Origin of the sequence: Micromonospora sp. NPDC023956 (assembly GCF_040639195.1) — a bacterium.
GTDB lineage: Bacteria > Actinomycetota > Actinomycetes > Mycobacteriales > Micromonosporaceae > Micromonospora.
This window is the reverse complement of sequence record NZ_JBEZZN010000005.1, coordinates 175651-202583: the sequence shown is the minus strand read 5'-3', so window position 1 is coordinate 202583 and position 26933 is coordinate 175651. Positions and strand designations below refer to the sequence as shown.

Genomic DNA, 26933 nt, shown 5'->3' with positions numbered 1-26933 from the left:
GCCGGGCGTCGCGTCCGGGCTCGCCGAGGTGCCGGGGGCGGGTGGCGGCGGCCCGTCCGGATCGTCGACCCGGGCCACCCCGGCGATCACCGCTCCCGTGCCGAGCAGCATGACGACCACCCCGGCGACGACCAGCGGCGCGAGCCGCCGGGACGGATCGGCCGGCGGCCGGGGAACGTGCACCGGCAGTCGTGAGCCGACCCGTACCGGGAGGTTGGCCACCCGATGCACGCCCGGGGACTCCTCCGGCTGCTGCCCGCCGGTGAGGCCGACCACGGACGGCGGTACGGCGGGCGCCGGACCACGGGGGCCGGTCTGCTCGCCGGGGCGGTCCACCTCTCCCTCCGGGGGCCACCAGGCGTCGCCGTCCGGGGCGTCGGCGTACCGCCCGGTGCCGCCGTACCGCCGGTCGTGGGGGTACGGGTGGTCGTGGGCGGTGTAGCCGGGAGCGCCCGGCCACCCGCCGGCTCGTCCGGTGCCCCCGCCGACGTCGCGGGTGCGGGGATCGGCGTACCCGGCGTCGTCGGCGTACCCGGTGTCGTCGGTGTACCCGGCGTACCCGCTGTCGTCGGTGTACCCGGGGTACCCGGTGTCGTCGGTGTACCCGCCCCGGTTGTCGGGGTGTCCGCCGCCGTCTCGGGTGCGCGGGTCGGCGTACCCGGCCTCGTCGCCGTGGCCGGTGCCGTGCCGCTGCCCACCGTCGGCCGTCCGGTCCTGCGGGTGGTGGCCGGGGTACGTCCCGGACCGGTCGGGCCCCGCCGGGTACCCGTCGCCGGTCGCGCCGGAACGGTCGACCGGCTCCTCCGGCAGGCGCGGACGCGGGACGGTGCCCGGACCGGCCGCCCCCGTCCCGTGACCCGCCCCGGTCCGGTATCCCGGGTGCGGGCCGTAGCCGGCCTCCGTCCCGTAGGTGTCCTCGTGGTCGGCGTCCGCGTGGTGGCCCGGCGGCGTCCGGTAGCCGGTGCCGGGGCCCCGGTCCTGGCCGCCGTCCCAGGGCTCCGGCGCGGGGGCGTCGGGGCGGTCGGCCACCTCCGGGGGCCAGGGCGCGCCACCCCCGCCCTCGTCGGCCGTCGGGTTCCGCGCGGCGGGCACCGCCGGCGGCTCGGCGTCCCCGACGTGGTCACAGGCGTGGTCCGGGTTGGCGGCGGCGCGGGCCAGGCCGGCGACCTGGGCGGCGAGCGGGTCGTCCGGAGCCAGGTGCTGCCGGCACAGTTCCCGGGCCAGGGCCAGGTTGTCGTGCGCGTCGGCGAAGCGGCCGCAGTCGCGTTGCATCGCCCCGAGTCGGGCGAGCATCTTGATCCCGCTGACGTGTCCGTCGCCGTAGACCTCGCGGTGCAGCTCCCAGGCGTCCTGGAGGCGTTCCCGGGCGACCGTGCACTCGCCCTGGGCGTACTCGACGGTGGCCAGGTCGGCGTGCGCGGCGAGCACCCGCAGCGACTCGGGACCGTCGAGCGCGGTCAGCTCGATGATCACCTCCTGGTACAGCCGGGCGGCGCGGGCGTAGCTGCCGACCCGGTGCAGGACGGCGGCGAGGGTCGCGGCGGCGGCCACGGTCCGTTGGTCGGACGGGCCGTACAGCCGGGTCATCGCGGCGTACGCGAACGCCGCCCAGCCCCGGGCGGAGTGCGGCTCGCCGAGGGTGACCAGCACCCGGGCCTGGAGACCTGCGGCCTCGGCCAGCTCGGGTGCGGCGTTCGCCGGGCGCGGGTCCGCGTCGGCCAGGGCGTCGGCGAGCAGCTCCTGGGCACCGGAGAGGTCGCCGGCGGCCACGAGTTGGTGCGCCTGGCCGGTCAGTTCACCGAAGGGGGAGGACACGCCTCATCGTGCGCATTCCGCGACGGTATGTACAAGACCCGTCAGGTGGCAGTTTGGTCAGGATAGTGGTCGGTCGACGCCCAGATGGTCCACGAGGGACTCACTGATCCGGCGCAACTGGTCGACCTGGGCCGGGCTGAGCGCGTCGAACAGGTGTCGGCGTACCCCCTCGACGTGACCGGGCGCGGCGGCGGCGAGCGCGGCGAAACCGGCGTCGGTGAGGACCGCGAGCTGGCCCCGCCGGTCGGTCGGGCAGTCCCGGCGGCGTACCCAGCCGGCGGTCTCCAACCGGGCCACCGCGTGCGACAGCCGGCTGCGCGAGGACCCGGTGACCAGGGCCAGGTCGGTCATCCGCAGCTCGCGCCCGGGAGCCTCGGAGAGCCGGACCAGGATCTCGTAGTACGCGTGCGGCATGCCGGCGTCGCGTTGCAGTTCACGGTCGAGCGTCTCGGTCAGCGCCCGGGAGGCGGTCAGGAACGCCCGCCAGGTGCGCTGCTCGTCGGGGTCCAACCACCGGGTCATGAGGTCCATCATACGGCAGATAGTTGAATGCTCAACAAAATCGCGGTACCGTGGTGGACATGGGAATCCACCGCCTCAACCACGCCGTCCTCCACGTCCGCGAGGTCGAGCGCAGCGTCGCCTTCTACTGCGACGTGCTCGGCTTCCGGCGGGTGCCGATGACCCCCGACGGGTTCACCGGCGCCGCCTTCCTCCAGGCGCCCGGTTCGACCAACGACCACGACCTCGGTCTCTTCGAGGTCGGTGCGGCCGCCGGCCCGTCCGAGGCGGGCCGCCGCACGGTCGGCCTCTACCACCTGGCCTGGGAGGTCGACACCCTCGACGAACTGGCCGTCACCGCCGAGCGGCTCACCGCTGCCGGCGCGCTGGTCGGCAGCTCCGACCACGGCACCACCAAGAGCCTCTACGGCCGCGACCCGGACGGCCTGGAGTTCGAGATCGTCTGGCTGGTCCCCGCCGACCGGCTCGACGCCGCGGCGCTCGCCGCGCGTACCCGGATCGGCCGCCTCGACCTGGCCCGGGAGCGACAGCGCTACGGCGGGCAGACCCGGGGCGGGGTCGGCGTCTCCGTCCCGGCCTGACCGGCGGGGTCTCCTCCCCGGTCCGCCCCGGGGCGTCCGTCCCGACCGGCGGGTCTCCTCCCCGGTCCGACCCGAGGCGTCCGTCCCGACCGGCGGACCGCGTGCCGGTCGCCGTGCCGCCCGCGTCGGGCGCCCCGGTGGTCTGGTAGAACGGCAGGATGCCCGCCGACCCCGCCGATCCCCTCCTGGGCCGGCTGCTCGTCCGCCAGCTCGACACCTGGCTCACCGGGGCGCTGCCCCGCTCCCGCCGGATCACCCTCGCCCTGGCCTACGCCGGGGCGGCGGGCGACAGCGCCGAGACGGTCCTGCGGGCCGTGGCCGGTGCCGCCGACCGGATACGCGGTCACCGGCTCACCGTCGTGGTGCTCGCCGACGACCCCGCACTGCAGACCCGACTCGGTGGGTTGGTGGCCGGACTGCCCGCCGCGGTGACCGTGCACCCCGTACCCGGCGCACCCGGCCGGCTGCCGGTCGTGCTCAAGGCGGCCGGCGCGGCCGGCGCACCGCTGTTCACCGCTCTCGCCGACCCGGCCGGTGACCTGCTCACCGGTGCTGCCGGCCGGGAGCTGCTCGGCGCCGCCACCGGCGGTCGCCCCGCCGACCTGCTCCTCGCCACCGGCAGGTCGGCCGGTGTCCGGGCAGACCTGAGCGCCGCCGGATTCCCGCTGGTCACCGAGGTCGAGACGGTCCCGGCCGACGACGGGTCACCCCGGCTGTTCGCCCTCGGCACCGGCTCCGACCGCAACCTGGAGGCGTTCAAGGAGGCGCTCTGGCGGGCCGGCGCGACGGCCGGGTCGTGCCACCGGGACGCCGACGGGCGGTTGCATGCCCTGGACACCGAGCCCGATCCCACCGGCCTGGCCGATCTGCTCCGCGCCGAGCTGCTCCGCTCCGGCCCGCGCACCGTCACCGAGCTGCGTCGGTACGTGCTCACCGCCACCGGCTACCGGGCCACCGACGCGCTCCGGGCGCTGACCGTCCTGCTCGACACCGGCGCGGCGACCCGGTCCCCGGCCGAGGGCCGGCTCGCCGGTGACGTGGTCGTCCACCCGGCGGCGGCACCACCCCGCGGGCCCGGGTCCTGACCGGCGGGGGAGTCCCGGCACACGTCGAGAGGGGTGCCGGTGGACCACCGGCACCCCTCTCGACGTCGGGTGCTACGCCCGGGACCGGGACTTGTCCTGCTTCCAGGAGAGCGGGCCGGGCAGGTCGACCCGGTGCGCCCGCGCCTTGGAGTTCCAGGACCACCGACCGAGCCGGACGGTCCAGGAGGAGAAGCCGTTCTCGGTGAAGTTGAGGACCAGGGGACCGTACTTCTTCCGCTTGCGGAACATCAGGCCCATGTCGGGGCCTCCCTTCGTGACCAGCCGTCCGTGTTCGGTGTCGAACATGCCCGGATGCCGGATTCCCGAAACCCCGTGATCGTTCAACCGGGGCACGCCACCCCGGGTCGGGCGCGCGCCGCGGGTCGCCCCGTCCGGTCAGCGCGGCTCCCAGGCGCCCGGCCGCGCGGTCAGCCGGCGCACGTGGGTGGGCAGCTTGCCGGTGGCCAGGTCGGCGAGGCTCACCTCGTCGACGACCTGCCGGACCGCAGCCCGGACGGCCACCCAGAGACGGGGCAGGTTCTCCGCCGCACCCAGGTACTCCGTTTCCTCCGGGCGCATCCCCCGTACGCCGGCCAACGGCCCGTCCACCGCCCGCAGGATCGCCCCGACGGCGATCTCCCGGGGCGGTCGCGCCAGGGTGTATCCGCCCTCGGCCCCACGTTGGGCCCGGACGATGCCGGCTCGGCGCAGATCCGCCAGCACGGCCTCGAGGAACTTGCGCGGCATGTCCTGCTCCGCGGCGATGGACTGGGTGGAGAGCAGCGAGGGGTACGCGGCGGCCAGGCTCAGCGCCGCCCGGACCGCGTAGTCGCCACGTGCCGAGATTTGCACGATGCCATCATGCCCGGTCGGTCCAGTGCGGTGGCCGGGGGCGGACGATCCGGGCCGGTCCGGCGACCCGCCCGCCGGTCGCCCGGAACGCACCCGGACTCAGGCCGACCTCCCGGCTGAAGAAGCGACCGAAGTTCGTCGGCTCCGGGAAGCCGAGATACCGACCGATCCGGGCGATCGGCTCGTCGGTCGCCGCGAGCAGTCGGCGGGCCTGCAACGCCACCCGCTCGTCGATGACCTGCTTGGCGCTGCGCCCGGTGACCGCCAGGCAGGCCCGGGTGAGGGTACGCACCGAGCAGTCGAGCCGTTCGGCGTAGTCCTCGACCCGGCGGGTGTACCGGTAGTGGTGCTCGACGTCGCGACAGAGTCGCCGGAACGTGCGCGGTTCCGTTCCGGCGGCCGGGGCGACGGTCAGCGTCAGGCGCAGCAGCAGGACGGCGAGTTGGTGCCGCAGCAGGCTCTCGCCGGCCGCGCCCCCGTGCCGCCGGCAGTCCACCACGAGCTGACTGACCTCGTTGATCACCGCCTCCTCGTCCTCGCCGGCCAGTTGAGTGTGGGTCGGTACCGCATCCGGGTCGACGTCCAGCCCGTGCAGGGCCGCAGGGCTCCAGCGCACCAGGACCGCGTCGAGTGCGTCGGTGCGACGCAGTGCCTGACCGGGACGGATCCGGAACATGGTGCCCGGCCGGCAGGGGAACGGGCGGAAGTCGACCTCGAGGGTGCCGTGGCCGCCGGTGACCAGAACAAGGTGGTCCGACGGGACCAGCACCGGTCGCCGCCACGCCGGGTCAGCGCCGAGATCACTCAGGGTGAGGGCGTGGATCCCGGGCGCGGCCGGCACGGGGGCGGCGTCCGTGACCGGAGCGAGCTGACCGGAAGAGACCATCACCCGCGACGGTAGCCCGCAACATCGCCGACCGCATGTCGACGGCGTCGACGTAGGGGATCACCGGTGCTCCGCCAGGGGTCCGGCGGTTAGGCTACCGATCGGTAACGCCCGGTCGGCCGGCGCGGGCGGCCCCGCCGACTCGCGATGGGATGGACATGTCGGAACTGTTCTCGGTCGAAGGCAAGACGGTCCTGGTCACCGGAGGCTCCCGGGGCATCGGGTTGATGATCGCCCGGGGTTTCGTCGAGGCCGGGGCGGAGGTGATCATCTCGTCCCGCCGGGCGGAGGTCTGCGAACGCGTCGCCGCCGAGCTGTCCGCCCACGGTCGGTGCGTGGCGATCCCCGCCGACCTGGGCACCGACGCCGGGGCGGAGGCGCTCGCCGCCGCCGTGCGGGACCGCACGTCCCGGCTCGACGTGCTGGTGAACAACGCCGGGGCCACCTGGGGCGCGCCGCTGGAGGCGTACCCGGAGAGCGCCTTCGACAAGCTCTGGGCGGTCAACGTCAAGGCGGTGTTCCGGCTCACCACCGCGCTGCTGCCCGCACTGCGCGCGGCGGCCAGCGCCGACGACCCGGCCCGTGTGATCAACATCGGCTCGGTGGACGGCATCCGGGTGCCGATGATGGAGGTGTACGCGTACTCGGCCACCAAGGCGGCCGTGCACATGCTGACCCGTACCCTCGCCCACCAGCTCGCCGGCGAGCACGTCACGGTCAACGCGATCGCCCCCGGCCCGTTCGAGAGCAAGATGATGGCGTTCGCCCTGGACGACCCGGCCACCCGCGCCGGCATCGAGCAGCAGGTGCCGCTGGGCCGGATCGGCCGGCCCGAGGACATGGCGGGCACCGCGATCTACCTGGCCTCCCGCGCCGGGGCGTACCTGACCGGAGCGGTCATCCCGGTCGACGGCGGCCTCACGACGCACGGCTGACCGGGGCGGGGACGCCGTGGGCGTACCCGGTGGCCGGTGCCGGGGCGCCGCGCGGACTCGGCAGATCCGCGCGGACCCCTCGTGCGTCGGTCAGCGCCCGGCCAGCAGCCGGGTCACCGCCGTGTCGACGTCCAGGTGCTCGGCCTCCCGGCCGCGCGGGACGACGACGTAGGTGCGGCGCAGGAAGCGCACCAGCACACTGCGTGGTACCTCGAACAGGGCGTTGCCGTCCGGTGACGACAGCGCCAGCGCGACGAAGTCGCCGCGTGGGGTGGCCCAGGGCCACACCCGGACGTCGCCGATGCCGGCCGGCTCGTCCAGCCCGGTGACCAGCAGCTCGCGGGCGAAGGACCAGCTCACCGCCTCGCCACCAGCCGATTCGGCATGGAACAGGACATGGACCGCATACGGGTCAGCAGGGTCGTAGCGCAGACTGGCACGCACCGGCAAGGCGGTGGCGTCAGGTGCGACGAGCCTTAGCGACGTCTCGACCTCTACGGTCGTCGGTCGGATGACACTCATGGACGTTCTCCCCCCGGCACCGCTGCGGAACGCGCGTGTTCCGCTTTTCCATACTCAGGTGCTCCTCATGGCTACGCTCCGCCATACGCTGACTTCACCCAGTGGTGGGAAGGGGTTCGGAAGCACCGCCAGAATGTGAGAATTCTTGTACGATATCCGGTTCTGCCCAGAACTTGATCCCGCCCGGCATCGGGTGGTTCAGTCGTCGACTTACTCCGGTAACGTCCAGTCGTCGGTAGGAGTGACGGGCCGGGACGACACTGGGGGTGAGATGGTCGCGGAGCATTCCTCTATGGAGGCTGCGACCGGGCGTCGGTCGCCGGCTGTGGTGACCGGAAAGACCGGAAAGCGGGGGTACGGGGTGCCGGAAGAGGGGCGTGGCCGTGACGGGCTGCGCGGACGCGGTGCCGACGGCGCGGGAGGTGTGCGGGTCGCCGACCGCCGGGTCCGCTGGCGACGGCTGCGGACGACGCTGGAGCTGATCCGGGCCAACCCCACCGGCCGCATCGCGCTCAAGGTCTTCATCGCGGTGGCCGGGGCCCTGGTGGTCGCGATCGGTGCGGTCCTCATCCCGCTGCCCGGCCCCGGCTGGCTGCTGGTGATCGCCGGGCTCGGCATCTGGGCGGTCGAGTTCCACTGGGCCAGGCGGCTGCTGAACTTCACCCGCCGGCACGTGCAACGCTGGACCAGATGGGTCACCAGCCGGTCCCTGCCGGTGCGCCTGGCCCTCGGTACGGTCGGCCTGCTCTTCGTCTGCTCGGTCGTCTGGCTCTCCCTCAAGGTCGGCCTCGGCATCGACGTCGTCGCCCGGCTGCTGCACTACCTCGCGACCAACTGACCCCGGATTCGCGGAGTCCGGACCCGATCGGGTAAAGTCATCCGCGCTGAGGGCGATTAGCTCAGCGGGAGAGCGCTTCGTTCACACCGAAGAGGTCACTGGTTCGATCCCAGTATCGCCCACATCTATATAGCAAGGTCAGAGGCCGGTTGGAGAAGGATTCCAACCGGCCTCTGACTGTCTCGGCCGGAGATCATGAGTCGCCGGTGAGTCGAAGGCGCCGACGGCTCGGCTACTGGGATCGCGGAGCTCCGACGCGGCCCGCGCGGTAGCCGATCGCGAAACCCTCTTCCGCGCCGTCCTCCCGGGCCCGCTGGAGGGCGGTGGGCGCCTCGGCAGCGTCCACACCGGTCGGCGCGGCCCCCGCGCCGTGCTCTCGATGACGTCCTGGTGGTGCCGGGCGTCCTGCCGATACCGGTCGCGGACGGTCGCCAGCTCCTCGCGGTGCCGCCTGCGTTGCTCAATGAGGGTTCTGAGCTGGCCGACTTCCGCCACGGTTACGCTCCGGACCACCGGCCCCGCGATGCCCGCGATCGTCGATGTGCCGCCTGCCACGTGTTGTCGCTCCCGCACGGGGCAACCATCTTCTCGAGTGACCGCCACCCCTGCTCTGGAGTGGACGGGTGATGGACCAGCCGCTCACGACTTGATCATCTCTAGTGACTGTGCGTAGTGTCGTCGGGGAGTAAACCGATCGCGCCCGATGCGGCATCTCCCGGCCGCCGCCAGTCCTGTCCGGACAGACGAACCAGCGCCCCTACTGGTGTCAGCTCCATGCGCGGCTGGAGCAGGCCCGGCGGGTCCACGCCCGCCACTCCGACGCGTGGCATCCGGTGCGGCGGCAGATGCCCCCAGCTCTCCAGAACGACGAGCTGGTCGCCATCATGCAGACGACGGACGGCCACCGGGCCGCGTCAGCCGTCTCCGCCACCCGGCCGTAGATCTGGTAGCCGGCCCGCTCGCACCACCTCACGCAGTGCCGCTCCCACTGGCCGCCGCCCTCGGCGGGACCGTGGACACCACCGGCGTCGGGGGGTCCTCCGGGGTTGGGTACCGCTCACCCTCGATCACCGATCGGCACCCCTCAGCACATCTGGTTCACACCCTGACGGAGGATGACGTGAGCGATCGCCACCGAGACGCTCGGCCTCGGCGGGCCCGCCTGACTGTCAGGTATGGCGGCCGGTGCCGCGAGGCTCACCGGCCGCTGCACCTGATCAGGAGCGTGAGTCGTAGTTGGTGTTGCTGCTCTCGCGGTGGTTTCTAACTCGTATTGATCGAGTGGCAGCAATGCCTTGACCATGAGCCGACAGGCACTGTGCGCTCAGCGTCAGGGGCGAGGGTGGTACGCGCTGGCGTAGCAGTTGCCGCCGATCACGCAGCCGTAAACCGTCACCCCGGCGATTGGGAAGTTCCCATCCCAGCGGGTGTTCCAGTTCGCAGCGTTATCGCACCCGTTGTGGTTCTCGCGCCTCTGGGTGTCGAGGTGTCCGCCGTACGCCCAGTGGAGTCGCAGATGTATGCTCACGCCGCGTCCGTCGCAGGCGGTGTCACGGACGCCGAGCTCGATGTTGCTCAGGGAGTAAGGGCTGTCTGACCAGTTCCAGTCAGCTCTCGCCCGCACCCCGGGACCCTCGCCGATCACGTCGGCTGAGGCGGCACTGCTCAGCCCCATGACCGCTGCCAATGTCATGGCGACGACGATGGCTACACGGCGGGACCAGGTCATGCCGGGTCCTCTGCGTGTCTTCGGTTGCCGATGGGTCGCTGGTGCAGTCATCTGCATTGCCTCCTCGGTGATTGAGCACGTCGTGCCCTAACCGCTGCAAGCGGCTAGGGTTCGGCCGTCACTGGATGCATAGCTGTCATCACTCTACGCGACGATGGTCGATGCGTCGATCGACCCTGGATGGATCTCGGAGCCACGATGGGCGGATCAGGTCGAGCAGATCCGGGCTGATTGTGTTTGAACTGGTCCCGCTTTCAGCCGGTCCTCCTTCGCGGTGCGAACGAGGACCGGTATCCGCTGCGGTAGCCGCTGCGGCGAGCCGGGGCTTGGCCGCAGGACGCCGTAGCACCGCTCCCGCAGAAAGACCGTGACGGCAGCCCCTGAACGGCGAAGATGGCGGATGGGATCGGCGACGCCGGCTCCATCTCGCCGTGGAGCCGACGGCAGCGTCAGAGACGCGTGAGATCGTGGCAGGGCGTTGCGCACCGCCTGGATCTGAATCCGAGGAGGACCATGTCGGGGGACGTCACCGTCGATCTCATCCGGTCGTTGGTCGAGGCCATGGACGGACCGTCGCTGGTCAGGGAGATGCGCGGGCCCGTGGCGGGCTGGGACTCGCTGGCGATGATCCTGGAGTTCGGCGAAGGCTATCGCAGTGTGCACGGGTACGCGTACTCGCCCGACGGCGTCATCACGGCCGTGGCCTGTGACTGGTCGAGCATCGAATCGGCGGTCCAGGCGTACCTGGGGAGCCACTACCAGCCCGGTGATCTGCTGCCCGTGAAGATCCTCGTGCAGTTCGACCGGACGACCGGCAGGTACCAGGTGACGTTCGAGGACACGGACCGGGAACGCTGGACGGTGAAGCCGGCGAACTACCGGGAGATGCGCGAAGCGCTGCGCCCGAAGTTCGCCTGACACGGTCGTAGCCTGGGCGCCGACGTCGACCGCCGTCCTCGCCCTGTGACTCTCCTAGCTGAGCGTCCTCCCTGTCTCCATGGTGGGCGGTGCCGTCGGGGCAGGCACCTCGGCCGTGGGGGTGCACTCCTCCTGTTGCGGGCGGGAGCACCGCATCAGGTTCTGCGGAAGTACCGCCTGCATGCGTGGCAGTAGCTGCCGCCTGGTCGTGTATCGAGCGTGGCCAGCAGCGTACCGACCGGTACCTGGTCGTGGATCTGTCCGCTGCTCCGGGGTACGTCGTGGTAGACCTGACTTGGCAGCCCGTACACGCCTGCTGATCGGCAGCTCGACGCTGATCGATCCGACGCGGAGCGGCTTGGCGGATCATGTCGGACACGCCGATGGCCGTCCGGTGCCGGGAGGCCGCTGTTTGTGCGATCGCGGCGCGGGTATCCGCCGGGCCTTGGCGGTTGAAGGGGTCGCCAGCGTCGAAGGGGTTCGGTCGTGATCGGTGCCGTGCAATTGGTCGCCATCAACTACACGCAGGCGGAGCTGCCGAGAGAGCTGGCCAACGCGATCAACCTGCTCCGGTCGAACCCCGCCGTCAGGCTGCTGGACGTGTACGCCGCCTCCCGGGCCAGGGACCGCACCATCAGCGAACGTTCACTCGCCGGCGTCATCGACGGGAGTGGTGAAGTCCTCGGGGGCGAGATCATCAGGAATGTGTTGAGGTCCGCCAGGGCGCGGAGGGTTCGCTACTCCTACACGACAGATCTTTCCGGCTTCCTCGTGCGGGGAGGCCCCGTCATCGACCTCTACGACAGCCTCCCGCCGGGCACGAACGCCGTCCTCCTGCTCATCGAGCACAGGTGGTCGCAGCCGCTGGAAGATGCGATGCGCAACACCTCCGCCTCCCCCCTCGCCGACGGCTGGGTCGGCCGCGAGGAACTCCATGAAGCCGGGTACACCATGAACGACGTCCCCGCCTGACACGGAGTGTGGGTAGGGGGCCGGCTCGGTCGCGGCGCTACCCGGAAGGGAAGGGGCCACCGCGGGTTCCCCCGCACGCGGACGGGCTGCGATACGCGCCGGCGGAGTGGACGCAGTTCGTCGGCTGGCTGCACGCATCGGCCCGCAGCGCGACGACCAGGCGGTACGGGTGCTGTTCGGGGCCGGCGACCCGCCCGCAGTACTTCCACGGCCGGCTCCGCGTGGGAATTATCTTTGCGCTGATCGTCATCGGGTACTCCAGTGAACGGCACCAGCAGGAGGTCTGGCCGCCGTTCAGCGACGAGGAGACGTTCCGCCCTGGGCCGTCGTCGACGCGCACGCGCCGCCCGGCGGGGTCTGCCCGGTCTGCCGCCGTGCCCGGCGCTGCTGGCCCCAGGTCACGCGCCGTCGAGCGCCTGATCCCGTCCGACCGGTACCACCACCCCCGCCCCGCCGCAGACGACCGGCCCCCGCCAGACGGCCGGCGTACCTGACCAGAGGAGACAAGGATGAAGTGGATCCGACCGCAGCGCAGCGACAACAGCTCCCCGAACTGCGTGGAGGTCGCCACCGATGGTGCCGGCAACCGGCACGTCCGCGACAGTAAGAACCCGGCCAGCCCGGTCCTCACCTTCACCCCGGACGAGTGGTCCGCCTTCGAGGAGAGCGTGCGCGACGGCCAGCGTTTCTGATCCGGCATGCGACCGCCCTCCGACCGCCTCGGTCGGGGGGCGGTGCGGGCTTACCCGACTCGCCGGCGGGCGACCGGCTGACCGGGTCGGCGCGGCCACCTCCAGCCGCGGTGGTACCCGAGGGCGGTGGGAGGCGAGATCGGTGGGCCACCGCCGTCCGGGCCGGGCGCGCGGTCGCCCCGCCACCGGACAGGTGGCGGGGCGCTCTGCCGGTGCTGGCGGTGGAGGTGGAGGTGGAGGTGGTCAACACTGGAGCCGTTGGCTCACGGGAACATCCGCCGGCCGGCTCACACCGGTCGGTAGTCTCGTGAGCCCATTGACTACGGTGCATTGCAGCATCCTGTCGGTGAGTGCCTTGGCCCCGCGCAGGTCCGCGTCACTCAGGTCCGCGCCGTGGAGGTCTGCGCGAGTCAGGTCCGCGCCGCGCAGGTCCGCGCCGTTGAGGTTCGCGCGGCGCAGATCCGCCTCGAACAGGCTCGCACCGTACAGCTCCGCGTCGTCCAGGTTCGCGCCAGTCAGGTTCGCGCTACGCAGGTCCGCGGCGTGCAGATCGGCGCCGTGCAGGTCCGCGCTGGTCAGGTCCACGGCACCCAGGTCAGTGTCACTCAGGTTCGCGCCGATCAGGTCCGTGCCGCTCAGCTGCCCTCGTGCCAGGGACAGGTCGGGCAGGGACAGTTGGGTGCCGGTGAAGTCGAGCTTCCCGGCCGGATCAGGGTTCGGGCGACGACCGAGCACGGTGACCGCAGCGCGTATGTCCTCGGCCGATCTCGGGGCCTTCGAGGCGGAGATCGCTCCGGGCGGGCGGGGAACATTGGTGCGAACGAAGGCGCACAGAACCTCGATGATGGTGAGCGCGTCGTCGGGTGAGTCTTTCATGATGCGTTCGAGGGAGTAGATCCCGCCGAGTCTGATGCTGAGCTTGTCCGGGCCAGCCTGTCCGAGCTGGTCGATCGCCCGGTTGAAGCGGTCGGCGATCTGGCCCGCCCTGCTGAGCTTGATCTGGTTGTCGGTCTTCCTGGAGGTGTCGATCGAGAACCAGAGGGTGAACAACACGGCGGCGACGGCGGCCAGTGCGGTGACGATCTGGGCAGCATTCTGGGCGCCGCTCTGCTGCTGCGGTGGAAGCAGGACGACCGAAGCGGGGGCGCGGTGACGCCGTCGCGGTCCGGGTACGCGCTGGCCCGGGGGAGTCTGCGGAGTGGTGGAGCCGGAGTCCCATGCCGTACGGACGGCAGCGAGTCGATCGCGAAACGTCGGCATGGTGGCATTAGACAGGGACGAGGCAACCACGTCGGTGACGGTCCCTACCGTGTCAGCTGCGGAGGCGTTCGAGCCCGTCGAGGAGCAGGTCGAGGGTGAACTCGAACTCGACCTGGCTGTCGCACCAGCCAAGTGTGGGGTCCGTGACGGTGTGGGCCTCGGTGGTGATCATGACCGTCAGGTGGGGTAGGGCGTCGGCCATCGCGGCCAGGTCTGCCTCCGCCGTGTCGACCTGCGTGGTTCCACCGGCCGACGCCGGGCTGAATATCTCCTGGACGAACCCGAGCGGCATGCTGCCGAACGCGTGCAGCGCCCGGTGCGCGAGATGGTACGAGAACCCGGCGCCGACGAGGGTGCCGACGATCCCGTCGTAGTAGGCGTAGATGCCGGCCGGGATGGTTCGGCGTGAACCCAGCAGCCCGGGTGCCCACGGGTGACGCAGCATGACCTGACGTGCCGCGAGGAACTGTCGCCGCAGTCGGGTACGCCAGTCCTGGTCACCGTCGCGGTCGCCCAGGCGGCCGACCGCGGCCTCGACCTCCGCGATCACGGTCTCCACGACGCCGTCGAGCAGGGCCTCCTTGGCCGGCAGATGGTAGTAGAGCGACATGGCCTCGACACCGAGGTCGGCGGCGAGGCGACGCATCGTCAGCGCCTGGATCCCCTCCACATCCGCCAGCACGACCGCTGCCGCGAGCACACGCTCGCGGCTCAACGGCTCCCGATATGTCCTTGCTGCCACAGTCTTCCTCACCCCTGTTGTTACCTTACATCGTATGGTTGCCTTACGTGGTAAGGCTGTTGGTCGGGTCCGATCACCGGCACGAACCCGTACGGCCCCGAGGGAGCCACGATGCACGCGCTGATCCGTACCGCCCGGACGACCGGGCTGCTCTACCTGGGCCTCGCCGTCTCCGGCGGACTGGGGTTCCTGCTCGTCCGGTCGCGACTGTTCGCCCCCGGCGACCCCGGTACGACGCTCGCCAACCTGGTCGAGCACGCATCGCTGGCCCGCGCCGGCATCGCCGTCGAACTGCTCGTCGTGGTCACCCAGGCCCTCACCGCCGCCTGGTTCTACCGCCTGTTCCGTACCGCGGACCCGCTCGCCGCCAGCGGCATCGCCGCCTTCGGCCTGGTCAACGCGATCGCGATCCTGATCAGCGCGGCAACACTCGCCACCGCGGCCCAACTCGCGCTCGACCCGGTCGGCGACGCGGCGGTCACCGTTCACCTGCTCTACCTGGTCAGCGAGAACCTGTGGAACGTCGGAGGGCTGTTCTTCGGCCTGTGGCTCATCCCCATGGGCAGCTGCGTGCTCCGGTCCGGCTGGATGCCCCGTCCACTCGGCTGGATCCTCGTTGGCGGCGGCCTCGGCTACCTGCTCAGCGCGTTCCTCCGGTACCTCGCGCCGGACGCGCAGGTCCTGGCTGACGCGCTCGTCCTTCCCGCGACCATCGGCGAGTTCTGGATGATCGGCTACCTGCTGATCCGCGGTCAGCGCGGCCCCGTCCCTTCCGGCCGACGACCACCGTCAGCGACCCCGGGCCCGGTGCAGGAGGGCGAGCAGTCCGTGACCGTCGTCGACCACGGCATCCGGGACGACCTCGGGTAGCGGGGGTTCCCGATCGGTCCGGGGCGAGCGCATCAGGATCGCCGCGCGGGCGCCGGCCCGTCGGGCGCAGACGATGTCCCGGTGGACGCTGTCGCCGATGAACCAGCACTGCCCGACCGGTACGCCGATCGCCTGCGAGGCCCGGTGGGCCAGTTCCGGGTTCGGTTTCCGGGGTCCGGCCTCGTCGCTGTAGAGCTGGGCGGCGAACAGGCCGGACAGGCCGGCGGCGGTGAGGAAGTCCCGGTGCGCGGCGCCGCAGAGGGTGTTGCTGGCCACGGCCATCGGTAGACCGGCGTCCGCAGCGGCGCGCAGCGCTTCCGGAATCCCGGGCCGGACCGCCCATTGCTCCCGCCAGGTCAGGGCGTAGGCCAGCGGGGTGGCCTCCCGCTCGACGGCGGCCCGTGCCGCAGCCGGCCAGGTGCGGGTGACGAATTCGTTCCACATCTGCGCGTGCCCCAGCTCGACCGGGTCACCGTCTCGGCCGACCTCGTCACGCCACACCGCGTACGCCCGTACTCCGTCGCCCAGGTCCCGGGCGATCTGCCCGGCCGGTACCGCGTCGCCGACGAGCCGGGACAGCCGGCGCACCAGTTCCGGCGGGGCGTCGGGTCGGCGGGGTGCGTCGGCGAGGACGCCACCGAAATCGATGAGGAGCCCGGAGGGCGGACGAGGCATCCTCGCATCCTCCCGTATCGGAGGGGGAGGAGGAGGGGCGGAGCGGGACGGCGGGCGCCAGTGGTGAGGATTCTCCAGCTCTTCGGGCCGGGGTCCGGAGAACGGGTGATCCGCCCTCAGAATCATCCTGGGGTGTTTGAGGGTAATTGAGTCGGTATCATGTGATTCTCCAGTATGTTCTTTCCACAAGGGGGACCCATGGCGAGTCTCAGCCCGGCGGTCGCGCGCCGCGGACTCACCGCGATGGGCCGGTCGACTGCGGCGCTGGTCCTGGTCTGCGCGACCACCCTGCTGGTCGATGTGGTCGCACCCTCGACCGCGAGGGCGGAAACCGTGCCGGTGCCGTTGGGCTCCGCCGCCGACTTCGCGGTCCTCGCCGGCACGACGGTCACGAGTACCGGCCTCTCCATGATCACCGGTGACATCGGGGTCAGTCCGGGCACCGCCGTGACCGGATTCCCCCCGGGCCAGATCAACGGTGCGATCCACGCGAACGACGGTCCCGCCGTCCAGGCGCAGGCCGATCTGGCCGTGGCCTACAACAACGCCGTGGCGCGGACGACCACGGACACCATCTCGGGCAACCTCGGCGGCACCACCAGGAGCACCGGCGTGTACAGCTCCGTCAGCGGCACCTTCGGGATCGCCGGCACGCTCACCCTCGACGCCGAGGGCGACCCGAACGCGGTCTTCATCTTCAAGGCCGTCTCCACGCTCATCACCGCCGCCGACAGCACGGTGAACCTGGTCAACGGCGCGCAGTCGTGCAACGTCTTCTGGCAGGTCGGCAGCTCGGCCACCCTCGGGGCCAACTCCCTGCTGCGGGGCAACCTCCTCGCCTTCACCTCGATCACCGTCGGCGCGGGGCTGGTGGTCGACGGCCGGACCATGGCGATCAACGGCGCGGTCACCATGGACACCGACACGATCACCCGGTCGACCTGCGCAGAACCGGGAGAACTGTCGATCAGCGCGCCGGCGGCGGCCGACCTGGGTGGAGCCGCTCCCGGCGGTACGGTCTCCGACCACCTGGGACCGGTGACGGTGACCGACGAGCGTGGGTTCTCGGACGCCAGCTGGACCGCGTCGGTGGTCGCGACGGACTTCGTCACCACCGGCAGTCCGGTCCGGACCGTGCCCGGCGTCAACGTGTCGTACTGGTCAGGACCGGCCACTTCGACCAGCGGGAACGGCACCTTCACCTCGGGCCAGCCGACCCCGGGGGACGCCCAGACCCTCGACGTGCAACGCACCGCGTACACCCTCACCGACGGCAGCGGCGTCACGTCCGCCACGTGGGATCCCGTCGTCTCCGTCCGAATCCCTCTCACCGCCGTGGTCGGCGCGTACACCGGCACGGTGACCTTCTCCGTCGCCTGACGCGCCTCCCGGCAGGCCGGGGGCGTCCGGTGGGGACCCGGGCCAGCGTCCGATCGCCACGGACCGGCAGCGGCGGGAGGGCGGTCACCCGGGCGGCTCACGGCGTGGCGGTGGTCCGGATGACCGCCGGCACGCGTGCCAGCGGCGGTGGCGGCCGGACCTCGGCTAGGATTTCCCCTTTCTGAAGCGGCTGCTGAGACGAGGCGACATGCGGTGGCTCCGGCAAATGCTGGGCAGTAAGCAGGTTCAGCACGATCCGGGCCGGCAGGAGGCACTGCTCCAGGACGTCCGGCACCGGTTCGGCGCGCGCGTGCCGGCCCCGCCTGCCGAGCAGGTCGACGCGCTCACGCGGTTGCTCGACGGTGACGACGGCCTGTCCGTGGCGGCCAGGGTGCTGCACGAGTTCGCCGAGGACGCCCAGGCGGACCTCCTCGCCCAGGCCTACGAACTGCACCGGCGCACCGGTCGCCGGCTGATCGTCGACCGCCGGAACTACCGGCCGTTGTGGCGGGAGGCCGCACCGACGCTGCGGTGGTCCCTGTTCGAGCTGCCGTCCGGCTTCCACCCGTACGTGCAGGTGGCCGCCGCGGTCACGGTGGTCGGCACCGGAGCGCCCCGGTTCGTGGAGACGACCGACCCGAGGCCGGTGCTGACCCACCTGTTCGAGGTGCTCGACCTCACCATCGTCGGCTGGGAGTACAACCGGGTGCGGGTGGACACCGACGCCGCCACCCTGGCGTACCGGCTCGTCATGGCCGCCCGGGACATCCGCGCGGCGATGGGCGATCCACCCCCGTTGCCGCCCCCGGTCCGGGAGCTGATGCGACGCAACAACACCGTCGACGTTCTCGACCCGGCCGGCAACCGGGTGGTCGGCGGGTTCAACCCGGGCGCGGAGATGAGAGCGGCCCTCCTGGCCTGAGCGGGCCGAGCACCTCCGGCGAGAGGATGCCGAGTGCCACCGCCGGACCGGGCCTGGGTCGCGGGACGGCCGCGGAGGGCCGGTGCCGCGAGCCGACACCTTGTCGGTCTCTGCCATGCTCGGAACGGTGACCACTGGCCAGCCGCGCCCACCGCGTAGCCACCGCCGCCGCCGGAACCGGCTCGTCCTCGTTGTCCTGGCGCTCGGCGCGGTGGCGGCCCTGGTCGCCGTCGCTGTGGTCGTCGTGCCGCTCGTCCGCCCGCCGGGCCCGCGTCCGCTCTTCCAACTCCCGGTGGCCTGCGGTGAGACCTGGCAGCTCGGCACCTACCCCGGACACGACGACTACGACGTCGATCTGTTCCCCATCGAGGGGCAGGCGTGGGGGAGGCCGGTGCTGGCGTCCTACGGCGGCACGGTCACCGTGGCGGGGGTCAACGGGTCTCTGGGCGGCCGTACGCCGCAGGACCCGGACGGTCCGCGCGGGCGGGGCGGCGGCTACTGGGTGAAGATCGACCATGGCGGCCGGTGGGAGACGCAGTACCTCCACCTGCTCGAAGCGCCGATGGTCGAGGTCGGTCAGCGGGTCGAGCAGGGCCAGCAGATCGGCAAGGTCGGCAGCACCGGCAACTCCGGTGCCCCGCACCTGCACTACGAGCAGCGGCGGGGCTGGGAGAAGGTGGAAGCCCACTTCGACGGGGCGCCGTCCGGCATCACGCACGACGACACCGAATACACCGTCAGGCGTACCAGCAACAACTGCGTCGGGTAGCCCCGGCGGCCGGAGGCGGGCGGTCGCCCGGTGGCAGGGCGTCCGCTAGCCGGGCAGTCTCCGTACGGCCAGCAGGGCGATGTCGTCGGCCGGGTGCTCGGCGTCGAGGGTCGCCATCACGGTCGTGCAGACGGTCTCGGCGGGGCCCAGCGCAACGGCGGCCAACAACCGGTCGACCCCGGCGTCGTACAGTTCGCCGCGCCGCTCGACCAGCCCGTCGGTGTAGGAGACCAGGACCGCCCCGGGCGCGAAGTCGAATCGGGTGCAGTGCCGGTGCGGCGGCCGGCGTCCGGTGCCCAGCGGGGGGTCGATGGGCACGGGAAGCACGGTGTTCGGCTGGTCCGGTACGGCCAGGACCGGGCGGGGATGCCCGGCCAGGGAGACGTACAGGGTCGAGCCGTCGGGGGAGATCATCACGTACAGCGCCGTGGTCAGGTTGCCGGCCTCGAAGTGGATCACCTTCCGGTCGAGCAGGGTCAGCGCCTCCGCCGGGTCCGCGCAGACCAGGGCGTACGCCCGCAGGGCGCTACGCACCCGGCCCATCACCACCGCCGACTGAAGTCCGTGACCGGACACGTCACCCACGACCATGCCCAACCAGCCCGAGGGGAGGGTGAAGACGTCGTACCAGTCCCCGCCGACCCCGGAGGCGTGACCCGGCACGTACCGACCGGCCAGTTCGAGCCCCGGCACCTTGGGCAGCTCGGCGGGGATCAGGCTGCGTTGCAGCGCCAGCGCGGCGTTCTGTTCCAGGCTGTTCGCGCGGGCGGGGAGGGCCAGCCGGACCCGGTCGGCGGCCAGTTCCAGCAGGCGGATGTCGTCGGGGCTGAAGCGGCGCGGCGTGAGGGTGCCGACGTGCAGGACGCCGACGAGTTCGTCGTGGGCGGTGATCGGCACGCCGAGCAGGGACTGCACACCGGTGTTCAGCAGGACCGGATTGACGACCCGGCCGGCGGTGACGTGCTCGATCACCACCGGTTGCCGGGTGAGGGCGATGCTGCCGGCGAACCCCCGACCGACCGAGATCCGGAAACCCTGTCGCACCTCCTCCTCCAGGCCCCGAGCCGCGGTGGCGACCAACTGCCGGGCGCGTACGTCGAGCAGGAGGATGGCGGCGGTGTCGACCTGGAGCAGGTCACGGACGCGGTCGAGGAGCTCGTCGAACAGGTCGGCGGCGTCGAGGCGGGACAGCGTGGCGTCGGTCACCGCCTCGAGGCGGCGTAACCGCTGCTGATCTCCCAGATCGTCCTCGCGAACCACCCCCGGATCGTAGTTGCACCGCCGCACGCTTCGCCCGGACGGCCCCCTTCGGAAACCCGCCTGCGCCACGGGAAGCCGACGTCCCCTCGCCGAGGGGCTGCCCGAGGCCCCCGGACCGGGCGCGGTGCACACCGCCACCGACCTCACCACGCCACGCCGGTGGGCGGCGGTCGTCAGGGGACGGGGGCCAGGGCGGCGGCTGCGGCGGTCAGGCCGAGGAGGCAGGTGAGGGCGGCGACGGCGGCCAGCCGGCCGGGCCGGGGCCGGACCGACGTCAGGCTCGCGGTCGCGGTGCTCTGCCGCAGCGGTACCACGCGTCCCGCGAGGCCGACCGCGAACGCGCCCAGCGTCGGCACCAGCACGGCGGGGTAGGCCCAGCCGCCGAGCAGCGGTACGAGCAGGCGTGCGCTGACGGCGGCGGCCACCAGGAACGCCGCCGCGGTGCGCCGCCAGGCGAGCATGGTCCGTTCGAGCTGGAGACCACGGTCACCGCTCCCGCCCGGTGCGGGCGGTCGAGGTGTGCCGGGGTGGGTCACACCAGGAGCCCGATCAGGATCAGCGCGCCCGCGATCACCAGGCCCAGTCCGAGCGGCACGGCCAGCGTGGGCGGCGGCAGGCTCCGGCCGAGTCGCAGGGCCGCCTCGGTACGGAGCCAGCCGAGGAACGCCTGGACCGGTGCCGCCGCACCGAGCAGGATCAGGACGACGGCCGCCGCCCGGCGTAGTCCGGGCGCGATGGGCAGGGTCAGCGCCTCCAGGGCGACACCGGCGGCGAAGAGCGCCAGCGAGGTGCGGATCCAGGCCAGGAAGGTGCGCTCGTTGGCGAGGCTGAACCGGGGATCGGGGTCGACGCCCCGGTCGAAGACCCGGCCGGGCCAGCGGCGGGGCGGGCCGGACGGGGTGCGGTTGTCGTCGGTGCCGCCTACCACAGCGCGGTCACTCCCTTCCCGGCGGCGATGACGCTGCCGATCAGTGCCAGGGCGACGACCCACCGCCGGGCCCGGTCCTCGGGCAGCCAGCGGGACAGCACCTGGCCACCGGCGAGGCCGACGGCCATCGCCGCGACGCAGGCCAGCAGCAGCGGCCAGGACAGCTCCGGCGGGCCCTTGGCGGCCAGCGAGAGCACGTTGGTGACCAGGCCGACGAGCTGCACGGTCGGGACGAAGCTGCGCTGTTCCCAGTTGGTGCTCAGCGCGTAGACGGCCAGGGGCGGACCGCCGGTGCCCGCCGTGGTGTTGAAGAAACCGGAGGTGAAGCCGGACAACAGCGGCCCGCCCCGGCGACGCAGGAACGGCACCGGGTTGCCGTGTGCGACCCAGGCCACCGACGCCGCGGTGATCGAGCCGACGCCGATGAGCAGCAGCGGACCGGGCAGGACCGTCACCACCCAGGCGCCCAGCGGGACGGCGACCAGGACACCGGCGATCATCTCGACGGCCAGCCGGCCCCGCAGGGCGCGCAGGGTGGTGCACAGGACGGCGACGTTGATCACGGCGGAGAGCAGGTTCGCCAGCACGACGCCGGAGAACGGGCCGAGGATGATCACCAGGAAGGGCGCGGCGACCAGTGCGAAGCCGAGCCCGGTGGCGCGTTGCATGGCCGCCCCGAGAGCGACCGCCGCCACCGCGAGGACACCGCCGAGGCCGGTCACCGGGTCAGCGGGACACCGCGTCGTCGACCACGTCGCAGAGGCGGCGCAACCGGTCCACCGAGATGGTCCGCAGGTCCTCGGCCATCGTCGGGCTGCCCACGACGGAGGCCCAGATCGCCCGCCCGGCCAGGAAACCCGAGGCACCGGCCCGGCAGGCGAGGCGCACCGCGTCGGGGAAACGCTCGGCCGGTACGCCGGAGGAGAGCACCACCCAGGGCCCGGTGATCGTCTCGGTCAGCTTCGCGCAGCCGGTGCGGATCTCCTCGTCGGTGCCCTTTCCGGCGGTGGGGACCTCGGCCTTGTAGAGGTCGGCACCGAGCGAACCCAGTTCCCGGGCGGCGGCGAGGATGCCGGCGTCGTGGTCGAAGGAGCCGCCGTCGCGGGGGCCCCGGGACACCGGCTCGATGATGCTGACCAGCCCGTTGTCGCGGCACCGCCCGACGAAGTCGGTCACCAGGGAGATCCGGCCGGCGGGGTCCTCGTCGGGCCGCCAGAGGACGAGCAGCTTGAGGGCGCGGGCACCCTGGGCACGTACCGTGGCGGGCTCGACCTCGTCGTCGATGGCGACGTCGGCGACGAACTCGGTGGCGCTGGCAGTGAAGCGGTCGGCGGCGGCGATCAGGGCGCAGCCGGGGTCGACGGCGTTCGCGGCGAGGACGGCGTCCCAGGCGAACTGCCGGTCGACCAGGATCGCCGAGGCGTACGGGCTCAGCGCGCGGGCCGCCGCGACCTTGAAGTCGGTGATCTGCCCGTCGGTCACCGCCTGGTCCTGCGTCGCGGCGAACATCGCCCGCAGGGCTTCCCGTTGGTCGACGGCGAGCATGGCGTAGCCGCCGGAGGGGCGCGCCAACACGGTCGGCGACGCGGTGGAGATGGTCATGGATCCTCCCCAGAGTTACCAGAAGATGTTGGGAACCTACCATCGTGTGGTAACTGACGAACAGGCGTCGGGGTGCTCTAAACTGCCGACGGACCCCGTGGGGCGATCGGTGGGAGGCCCGGCGTGAGCGTGGAGACGGCTCGGTACGAGGGCGCCCCCCGGCGCCGGACGCAGATCATGGCCGCGCTGCGCCGGGCGGGTTTCCTGTCCGTGGCGGAGCTGAGCACCCAGCTCGGCGTGTCCCAGATGACCGTCCGCCGGGACCTGCGCCAGCTCGCGGAGGCCAACGAGGTCACGCTCGTCCACGGCGGGGTGAGCCTGCCGCCGGGCGGCGCCGCCGGTCCCGGGTTCGCCTCCCGGGCGCAGACCCACGCCCGAGCCAAGCAGGCCATCGGGGCCGCCGCCGCGCGCATGGTGCGGGCCGGCGACACCATCGGCATCGACAGCGGCACCACGGCCGCCGAGGTCGCGCACGCCCTGCCGGCGGAGTTCGACGGGTGCGTGGTCACCCACTCGGTGCCGGTGCTCGGGCACATGCTGTCCCGGCCCCGGGCCCGGGTGATCGGCATCGGTGGTGAACTGCTCCACGACAACCAGGCCCTGGTCGGCTTCGGGGTCCGGGACCTCACCCGCCGGCTGCGGATCCGGATGCTGTTCCTCGGCGCCGGTGCGGTCGACGAGCGCGGCGTCTACGTGCGCTCCGAGATCGAACTCAGCGCCAAGCACGCCCTGATGGAGATCGCCGACGAGATCGTCCTGCTGGTGGACGGGAGCAAGCTGACCTCCGCCGCCCCGGTGCAGGTCTGCGAACTCGACCGGATCGACACCCTGGTGGTCGACGTGTCGTTGCCCGAGCCGGTCGCCGGGGCGGTGCGGCGCAACGGCATCCGGGTCGTCCCCGCCTGACCGTGCCCCGCCCCGCGTAGCCCCGCCCCGCGCGGGCGCGCCCTGCTCCCGCCCTCGCCTTCGCCCCCGCCCCGCCCCGCCCCGCCCTCGCGCGCCCCGCTCCCGCCCTCGCGCGCCCCGCTCCCGCCCTCGCGCGCCCCGCTCCCGCCCTCGCGCGCCCCGCTCCCGCCCTCGCGCGGGCCGCGTCCCGCGTAGCCGCGCGCCGTTTCGGCGACGTGATGGTGTTGGGCGGCTGCGTAACACCCATGTCGCCGAACCGGAGTCGATCAACCGGCCGCGGGCAACCCGGAGTCGATCATCCGCAGCGGGTCAACCCCGGCGGGTCAACCCCGGCGGGTCATCCGTGCCGGGTCAAGCGGAGTGGGCCAACCGGGGGCGGGCCGGCTAGCGGTGGGCCAACCAGGGGCGGGGACCGCCGGCTGGGGGTTGTCCGGATCTGGTGCGTGGTGTCCGACCTCGTCGACCTCGTTGCCTGATCGTGGCGACCCGGTTTGTTTCCAGCTCTTGACCGCTCGGTGAACGACGGCTAGAACTGCATGCAGTTGTTCACAGGTGTGAGAGAGGACTCATGGGCTCCAGCGGAGAACTGCACCACCTCGCGGACCGGGTGCCGGCCCAGGGTGTGACCGCCGCGGCCGTCGTCGGGCCGGACAGCCGGGACCGGGCCGCCCGGACGACCGGGTGCCTGCCCGACGTCCCCGTCGCCGAGGTGCGCTGCCGGGTGTTCCGCGCCCGCCCCGACGAGCTGATCGCGATGTCCTTCGCCCCGCTCGGCCACCGGGTCATGGTCCTGGTGGAGGTGGTCCTCGCCGACGGCTCGGTCGGCGTGGGGGAGAGCTGGGCCAACTACCCGTCCTGGGCCTGGCGGGAACGGGTCGCCACGATCGACGAGGGCGTGGCGCCGCTGCTGGTCGGCACCCGGCCGGGCAGCCCCGAGGCGGCGCAGCGTGCCCTGTTGGGCAAGCTCGGTCCGTTGGGCCGCCAGTGGGGTGCCCCCGGCCCGATCCACCAGGCGGTGAGCGCGGTCGACATCGCGCTCTGGGACCTCGCCGCCCGGCACGCCGGTCGGAGCCTGGCGTCGCTGCTCACCGACGCGCCCCGTACCGAGCTGCCCGTCTACGGATCGAGCCTCGGTCCCGACGGCGTCGCGCAGACCGCTGCGCACTGCGCGGCGCTCGGCCTGACCGCGGTGAAGGTCAAGGTCGGCTTCGGCCACGACCGGGATCTGGCCAACGTCCGCACCGCCCGGCGGGTGCTCGGCGACCGGACGCAGATCTTCGCCGACGCCAACCAGGCGTGGGCCCTGCCGGAGGCGCTGCGCACGGTGCCGGCCCTGGCCGACCTCGGGGTCGCCTGGGTCGAGGAACCCCTCGCCGGGGACCGGCCGGCGGACCTGGACGAACTCGCCGCCCGCACCGGCATGCCCCTGGCCACCGGCGAGAACCTGTACGGCGCGGCGGCCTTCGCCCCGTACCTGGCTGTCGACGGGGTCGCGATCCTCCAACCGGACCTGACCAAGGTCGGCGGCCTCAGCGAGTACCTGACCGTGCTGCGGGCCGCCGAGGCGGCGGGGAAGACCGTCAACCCGCACCTCTACAACGGCGCGATCGCGACCGCCGCGACCGTGCAGGTGGCCGCGAGCAGCCCGGCGACCTCCCTCGTCGAGTGGGACGTGCGCTCCAATCCGCTGCGCCGCGCCGCCGACGCCCTCCTGACCGACCACGGCACGGTCGTCGTGCCGAACCGCCCCGGTCTCGGGATCGACCTCGATCCGGACCAGCTCGACCCGTACGAGGAGCAGCTGTGACCGACTTTTCCATCGTCGACGAGGTGTTGGCCGCCCGGAGCGGGGTGCGGATCGACACGGTGACCGGCGCGTCCGGACCGGTGCTGCCGGTGGTCGACCCCGCCACCGGGGAGGCCTTCACCGAGGTCGTCACCGGCGGCACCGCCGAGGCCGCCGGGGCGCTCGCCGCCGCCACCGCCGCGCTGCCGGCCTGGGCGGCGACCCCCGTGCCGCAGCGGGCCGCCACCCTGCGGGCGATCGCCGACGACGTCGAGGCGCTGGCGACCCGGACCGAGTGGGCGGAGCTGATCACCCGGGAGACCGGCAAGCGGCTGGCCGAGTCCACCGCCGAGCTGGGCCTGAGCGTGACGTACTTCCGCGTCATGGCGGACCTCGTCGAGCGGCAGGAGGAGCAGCGGCTGACCGTGGTGCCGCAGCACGAGCACCGGGTCGCCGCCCGGCCGGTCGGGATCGCGGCCGTGCTCACCCCGTGGAACTTCCCGGTTTCGATCCCGGCCCGGAAGATCGCCCCGGCGCTCGCCGCCGGCTGCCCGGTGCTGTTCAAGCCCTCCGAGCTGACCCCGGTCTCCTCGCTGGTGCTCGCCGCCGTCTGCGCGCGGCACCTGCCCGCCGGGGTGCTCGGCACGGTGCTCGGCACCCCCGCCGACGTGGTCGAACCGTGGCTGTCGGACCCGGCCGTCCGGGCGGTCTCCTTCACCGGCTCCACCCGGGTCGGCCGCCTGGTGGCGGCCCAGGCGGCACCGCGTTTCCTGCGGACCGTCCTGGAACTGGGGGGCTGTGCCCCGTTCGTCGTCCTGCCGGACGCCGACCCGCAGGCCGCCGCGGCGACCCTGGTCGTGGCGAAGTACCGCAACAACGGCCAGTCCTGCATCGCGGCCAACCAGATCCTGGTCGCCCGGGAGGTGGCCGCCGACTTCACCGAGGCGTTCGTGGCGGCCACCCGCGCGCTGACCGTCGGGGACCCCCGGGACCCCGGCACCGACCTCGGGCCACTGGCCCCGGCCGGCGACCCGGCGCGGATGGCGGAGCTGGTCGCCGAGGCTGTCGCCCGGGGCGCCCGCGCGGTCACCCCGGACGCCCCGACCCCGACCGTCGGGCACTACGCCACCCCGACCGTCCTGCTCGACGCGCCGGTGGACAGCCTCGCCATGACCAGCGAGATCTTCGGGCCGGTCGCTCCGGTGCACGTCTACGACGACCTGGACGCGGCGCTGGCGTTGCACCACGCGACCGGGTACGGGCTCGCCGGCTACGTCTGCGGCACCGACCTGGACGCGGCGCACGCGGTCGCCGGCCGACTGCACGCCGGCATCGTCGGCGTCAACACCGGCACCCCGAACACCCCGTGGATCCCGTTCGGCGGGCTCGGCGACTCGGGCCTCGGCTACGAGGGCGGCCGTCCCGGGCTGGAGGCGTTCCAGACCTTCCTGAGCGTCGCGTCCCGCCCGGCGGGGGCCTGACCGCC

The 26933-nt window shown here is 72.7% G+C and carries 28 protein-coding genes, 1 tRNA gene and 2 pseudogenes; 15 read left to right on the top strand and 16 right to left on the bottom strand.

All coding sequences use genetic code 11. The features are described from left to right. Positions 1 to 1122: 1122 nt before the first annotated feature. Positions 1123 to 1815 (bottom strand): annotated as a pseudogene (locus AB0F58_RS13110) (tetratricopeptide repeat protein); the annotation flags it as partial. Between the two features lie 57 nt (positions 1816 to 1872). Continuing rightward, entirely contained in the window at positions 1873 to 2346 is a 474-nt protein-coding gene (locus AB0F58_RS13105; protein WP_357142434.1) for a MarR family transcriptional regulator, read from the bottom strand. Between the two features lie 50 nt (positions 2347 to 2396). Here AB0F58_RS13105 and AB0F58_RS13100 point away from each other — a divergent pair, with 50 nt between their 5' ends. Beyond that, positions 2397 to 2918: a VOC family protein gene (locus AB0F58_RS13100; protein ID WP_357142281.1), complete on the top strand. Its 522-nt coding sequence runs from the start codon at positions 2397 to 2399 to the stop codon at positions 2916 to 2918. Between the two features lie 158 nt (positions 2919 to 3076). Continuing rightward, on the top strand, positions 3077 to 4003 hold the full coding sequence (locus AB0F58_RS13095; RefSeq protein ID WP_357142279.1) for a hypothetical protein: 927 nt from the start codon (positions 3077 to 3079) through the stop codon (positions 4001 to 4003). 72 nt (positions 4004 to 4075) lie between these two features. Here the strand turns inward: AB0F58_RS13095 and AB0F58_RS13090 are convergent, their stop codons facing one another. From AB0F58_RS13090 to AB0F58_RS13080, 3 genes are all read right to left on the bottom strand, one after another. Next, positions 4076 to 4261 carry a DUF4236 domain-containing protein gene (locus AB0F58_RS13090; RefSeq protein ID WP_088985195.1) on the bottom strand — a complete coding sequence of 62 codons (186 nt, stop codon included), beginning with the start codon at positions 4259 to 4261 and terminating at the stop codon, positions 4076 to 4078. A gap of 138 nt (positions 4262 to 4399) precedes the next feature. Next, positions 4400 to 4855: an Rrf2 family transcriptional regulator gene (locus AB0F58_RS13085; RefSeq protein ID WP_357142276.1), complete on the bottom strand. Its 456-nt coding sequence runs from the start codon at positions 4853 to 4855 to the stop codon at positions 4400 to 4402. A gap of 7 nt (positions 4856 to 4862) precedes the next feature. Then, positions 4863 to 5741, bottom strand: a complete 879-nt coding sequence (locus tag AB0F58_RS13080; RefSeq protein ID WP_357142274.1) for an AraC family transcriptional regulator — start codon at positions 5739 to 5741, stop codon at positions 4863 to 4865. Between the two features lie 158 nt (positions 5742 to 5899). On the opposite strand from AB0F58_RS13080, the gene AB0F58_RS13075 reads away from it, so the two are divergent. Further along, complete coding sequence (locus tag AB0F58_RS13075) at positions 5900 to 6676, top strand: SDR family oxidoreductase (RefSeq protein WP_357142272.1); 777 nt, start codon at positions 5900 to 5902, stop codon at positions 6674 to 6676. A 90-nt stretch (positions 6677 to 6766) separates the two neighbouring features. On the opposite strand, the gene AB0F58_RS13070 is transcribed toward AB0F58_RS13075, so the two are convergent. After that, positions 6767 to 7198, bottom strand: a complete 432-nt coding sequence (locus tag AB0F58_RS13070; RefSeq protein ID WP_053653619.1) for an SsgA family sporulation/cell division regulator — start codon at positions 7196 to 7198, stop codon at positions 6767 to 6769. Positions 7199 to 7490: 292 nt separating this feature from the next. Here AB0F58_RS13070 and AB0F58_RS13065 point away from each other — a divergent pair, with 292 nt between their 5' ends. Next, positions 7491 to 8036, top strand: a complete 546-nt coding sequence (locus AB0F58_RS13065; protein WP_357142270.1) for a TIGR02611 family protein — start codon at positions 7491 to 7493, stop codon at positions 8034 to 8036. 50 nt (positions 8037 to 8086) lie between these two features. Next, positions 8087 to 8158: transfer RNA gene (locus tag AB0F58_RS13060), tRNA-Val, on the top strand. A 654-nt stretch (positions 8159 to 8812) separates the two neighbouring features. Here AB0F58_RS13060 and AB0F58_RS13055 read toward each other — a convergent pair. Both AB0F58_RS13055 and AB0F58_RS13050 read right to left on the bottom strand, forming a co-directional pair. Beyond that, positions 8813 to 9009, bottom strand: a pseudogene (locus tag AB0F58_RS13055) (hypothetical protein); the annotation flags it as partial. 357 nt (positions 9010 to 9366) lie between these two features. After that, the gene (locus AB0F58_RS13050) at positions 9367 to 9765 is read right to left on the bottom strand and encodes a hypothetical protein (RefSeq protein WP_357142268.1); all 399 of its coding nucleotides are present in this window, start codon (positions 9763 to 9765) and stop codon (positions 9367 to 9369) included. A 513-nt stretch (positions 9766 to 10278) separates the two neighbouring features. On the opposite strand from AB0F58_RS13050, the gene AB0F58_RS13045 reads away from it, so the two are divergent. The 3 genes from AB0F58_RS13045 to AB0F58_RS13035 all read left to right on the top strand — a co-directional run bounded on the left by AB0F58_RS13045 (position 10279) and on the right by AB0F58_RS13035 (position 12347). Further along, complete coding sequence (locus AB0F58_RS13045; protein ID WP_357142266.1) at positions 10279 to 10683, top strand: hypothetical protein; 405 nt, start codon at positions 10279 to 10281, stop codon at positions 10681 to 10683. A gap of 486 nt (positions 10684 to 11169) precedes the next feature. Then, a complete protein-coding gene (locus tag AB0F58_RS13040) occupies positions 11170 to 11655 on the top strand; it encodes a hypothetical protein (protein WP_357142264.1) in 486 nt (161 codons plus the stop codon). Between the two features lie 509 nt (positions 11656 to 12164). Further along, positions 12165 to 12347 (top strand): DUF397 domain-containing protein, encoded by a 183-nt coding sequence (locus AB0F58_RS13035; protein ID WP_357142262.1) that lies wholly within the window; start codon positions 12165 to 12167, stop codon positions 12345 to 12347. Between the two features lie 243 nt (positions 12348 to 12590). Here AB0F58_RS13035 and AB0F58_RS13030 read toward each other — a convergent pair whose 3' ends face one another. Next, positions 12591 to 13607 carry a pentapeptide repeat-containing protein gene (locus tag AB0F58_RS13030; protein WP_357142260.1) on the bottom strand — a complete coding sequence of 339 codons (1017 nt, stop codon included), beginning with the start codon at positions 13605 to 13607 and terminating at the stop codon, positions 12591 to 12593. A 52-nt stretch (positions 13608 to 13659) separates the two neighbouring features. Beyond that, entirely contained in the window at positions 13660 to 14322 is a 663-nt protein-coding gene (locus AB0F58_RS13025; RefSeq protein WP_357142258.1) for a TetR/AcrR family transcriptional regulator C-terminal domain-containing protein, read from the bottom strand. 138 nt (positions 14323 to 14460) lie between these two features. On the opposite strand from AB0F58_RS13025, the gene AB0F58_RS13020 reads away from it, so the two are divergent. Beyond that, complete coding sequence (locus AB0F58_RS13020) at positions 14461 to 15219, top strand: DUF4386 domain-containing protein (protein WP_357142256.1); 759 nt, start codon at positions 14461 to 14463, stop codon at positions 15217 to 15219. Here the strand turns inward: AB0F58_RS13020 and AB0F58_RS13015 are convergent. Continuing rightward, positions 15139 to 15894 (bottom strand): HAD family hydrolase, encoded by a 756-nt coding sequence (locus AB0F58_RS13015; protein ID WP_357142254.1) that lies wholly within the window; start codon positions 15892 to 15894, stop codon positions 15139 to 15141. The two genes, AB0F58_RS13020 and AB0F58_RS13015, sit on opposite strands and share 81 nt — an antisense overlap. 198 nt (positions 15895 to 16092) lie before the next feature. Between AB0F58_RS13015 and AB0F58_RS13010 the strand changes: the two genes are divergently transcribed. The 3 genes from AB0F58_RS13010 to AB0F58_RS13000 all read left to right on the top strand — a co-directional run bounded on the left by AB0F58_RS13010 (position 16093) and on the right by AB0F58_RS13000 (position 18965). Further along, positions 16093 to 17274, top strand: coding sequence for an ice-binding family protein (locus AB0F58_RS13010; RefSeq protein WP_357142252.1), 1182 nt, complete (start codon positions 16093 to 16095; stop codon positions 17272 to 17274). 226 nt (positions 17275 to 17500) lie between these two features. Beyond that, on the top strand, positions 17501 to 18196 hold the full coding sequence (locus tag AB0F58_RS13005) for a hypothetical protein (RefSeq protein ID WP_357142250.1): 696 nt from the start codon (positions 17501 to 17503) through the stop codon (positions 18194 to 18196). A gap of 127 nt (positions 18197 to 18323) precedes the next feature. Beyond that, positions 18324 to 18965 (top strand): M23 family metallopeptidase, encoded by a 642-nt coding sequence (locus AB0F58_RS13000; protein ID WP_357142248.1) that lies wholly within the window; start codon positions 18324 to 18326, stop codon positions 18963 to 18965. 45 nt (positions 18966 to 19010) lie between these two features. Here AB0F58_RS13000 and AB0F58_RS12995 read toward each other — a convergent pair whose 3' ends face one another. From AB0F58_RS12995 to AB0F58_RS12975, 5 genes are all read right to left on the bottom strand, one after another. Next, positions 19011 to 20225 carry a GAF domain-containing SpoIIE family protein phosphatase gene (locus AB0F58_RS12995; protein ID WP_357142245.1) on the bottom strand — a complete coding sequence of 405 codons (1215 nt, stop codon included), beginning with the start codon at positions 20223 to 20225 and terminating at the stop codon, positions 19011 to 19013. 173 nt (positions 20226 to 20398) lie between these two features. After that, positions 20399 to 20761: a hypothetical protein gene (locus AB0F58_RS12990; protein WP_357142243.1), complete on the bottom strand. Its 363-nt coding sequence runs from the start codon at positions 20759 to 20761 to the stop codon at positions 20399 to 20401. Next, positions 20758 to 21153 carry a DUF202 domain-containing protein gene (locus AB0F58_RS12985; protein WP_357142241.1) on the bottom strand — a complete coding sequence of 132 codons (396 nt, stop codon included), beginning with the start codon at positions 21151 to 21153 and terminating at the stop codon, positions 20758 to 20760. Before AB0F58_RS12985 ends, AB0F58_RS12990 begins: the two co-directional genes overlap by 4 nt. Continuing rightward, on the bottom strand, positions 21147 to 21875 hold the full coding sequence (locus AB0F58_RS12980; RefSeq protein WP_357142239.1) for a sulfite exporter TauE/SafE family protein: 729 nt from the start codon (positions 21873 to 21875) through the stop codon (positions 21147 to 21149). The genes AB0F58_RS12985 and AB0F58_RS12980 overlap by 7 nt, the downstream gene beginning before the upstream one ends. Before the next feature lie 4 nt (positions 21876 to 21879). Next, positions 21880 to 22755, bottom strand: coding sequence for a hypothetical protein (locus AB0F58_RS12975; RefSeq protein ID WP_357142237.1), 876 nt, complete (start codon positions 22753 to 22755; stop codon positions 21880 to 21882). Between the two features lie 123 nt (positions 22756 to 22878). Between AB0F58_RS12975 and AB0F58_RS12970 the strand changes: the two genes are divergently transcribed. From AB0F58_RS12970 to AB0F58_RS12960, 3 genes are all read left to right on the top strand, one after another. Continuing rightward, complete coding sequence (locus AB0F58_RS12970) at positions 22879 to 23661, top strand: DeoR/GlpR family DNA-binding transcription regulator (protein WP_357142235.1); 783 nt, start codon at positions 22879 to 22881, stop codon at positions 23659 to 23661. Between the two features lie 568 nt (positions 23662 to 24229). Continuing rightward, positions 24230 to 25468, top strand: a complete 1239-nt coding sequence (locus tag AB0F58_RS12965) for a mandelate racemase/muconate lactonizing enzyme family protein (protein WP_357142233.1) — start codon at positions 24230 to 24232, stop codon at positions 25466 to 25468. Next, the gene (locus tag AB0F58_RS12960; RefSeq protein WP_357142231.1) at positions 25465 to 26928 is read left to right on the top strand and encodes an aldehyde dehydrogenase family protein; all 1464 of its coding nucleotides are present in this window, start codon (positions 25465 to 25467) and stop codon (positions 26926 to 26928) included. Before AB0F58_RS12965 ends, AB0F58_RS12960 begins: the two co-directional genes overlap by 4 nt. The last annotated feature ends 5 nt before the right edge of the window (positions 26929 to 26933 follow it).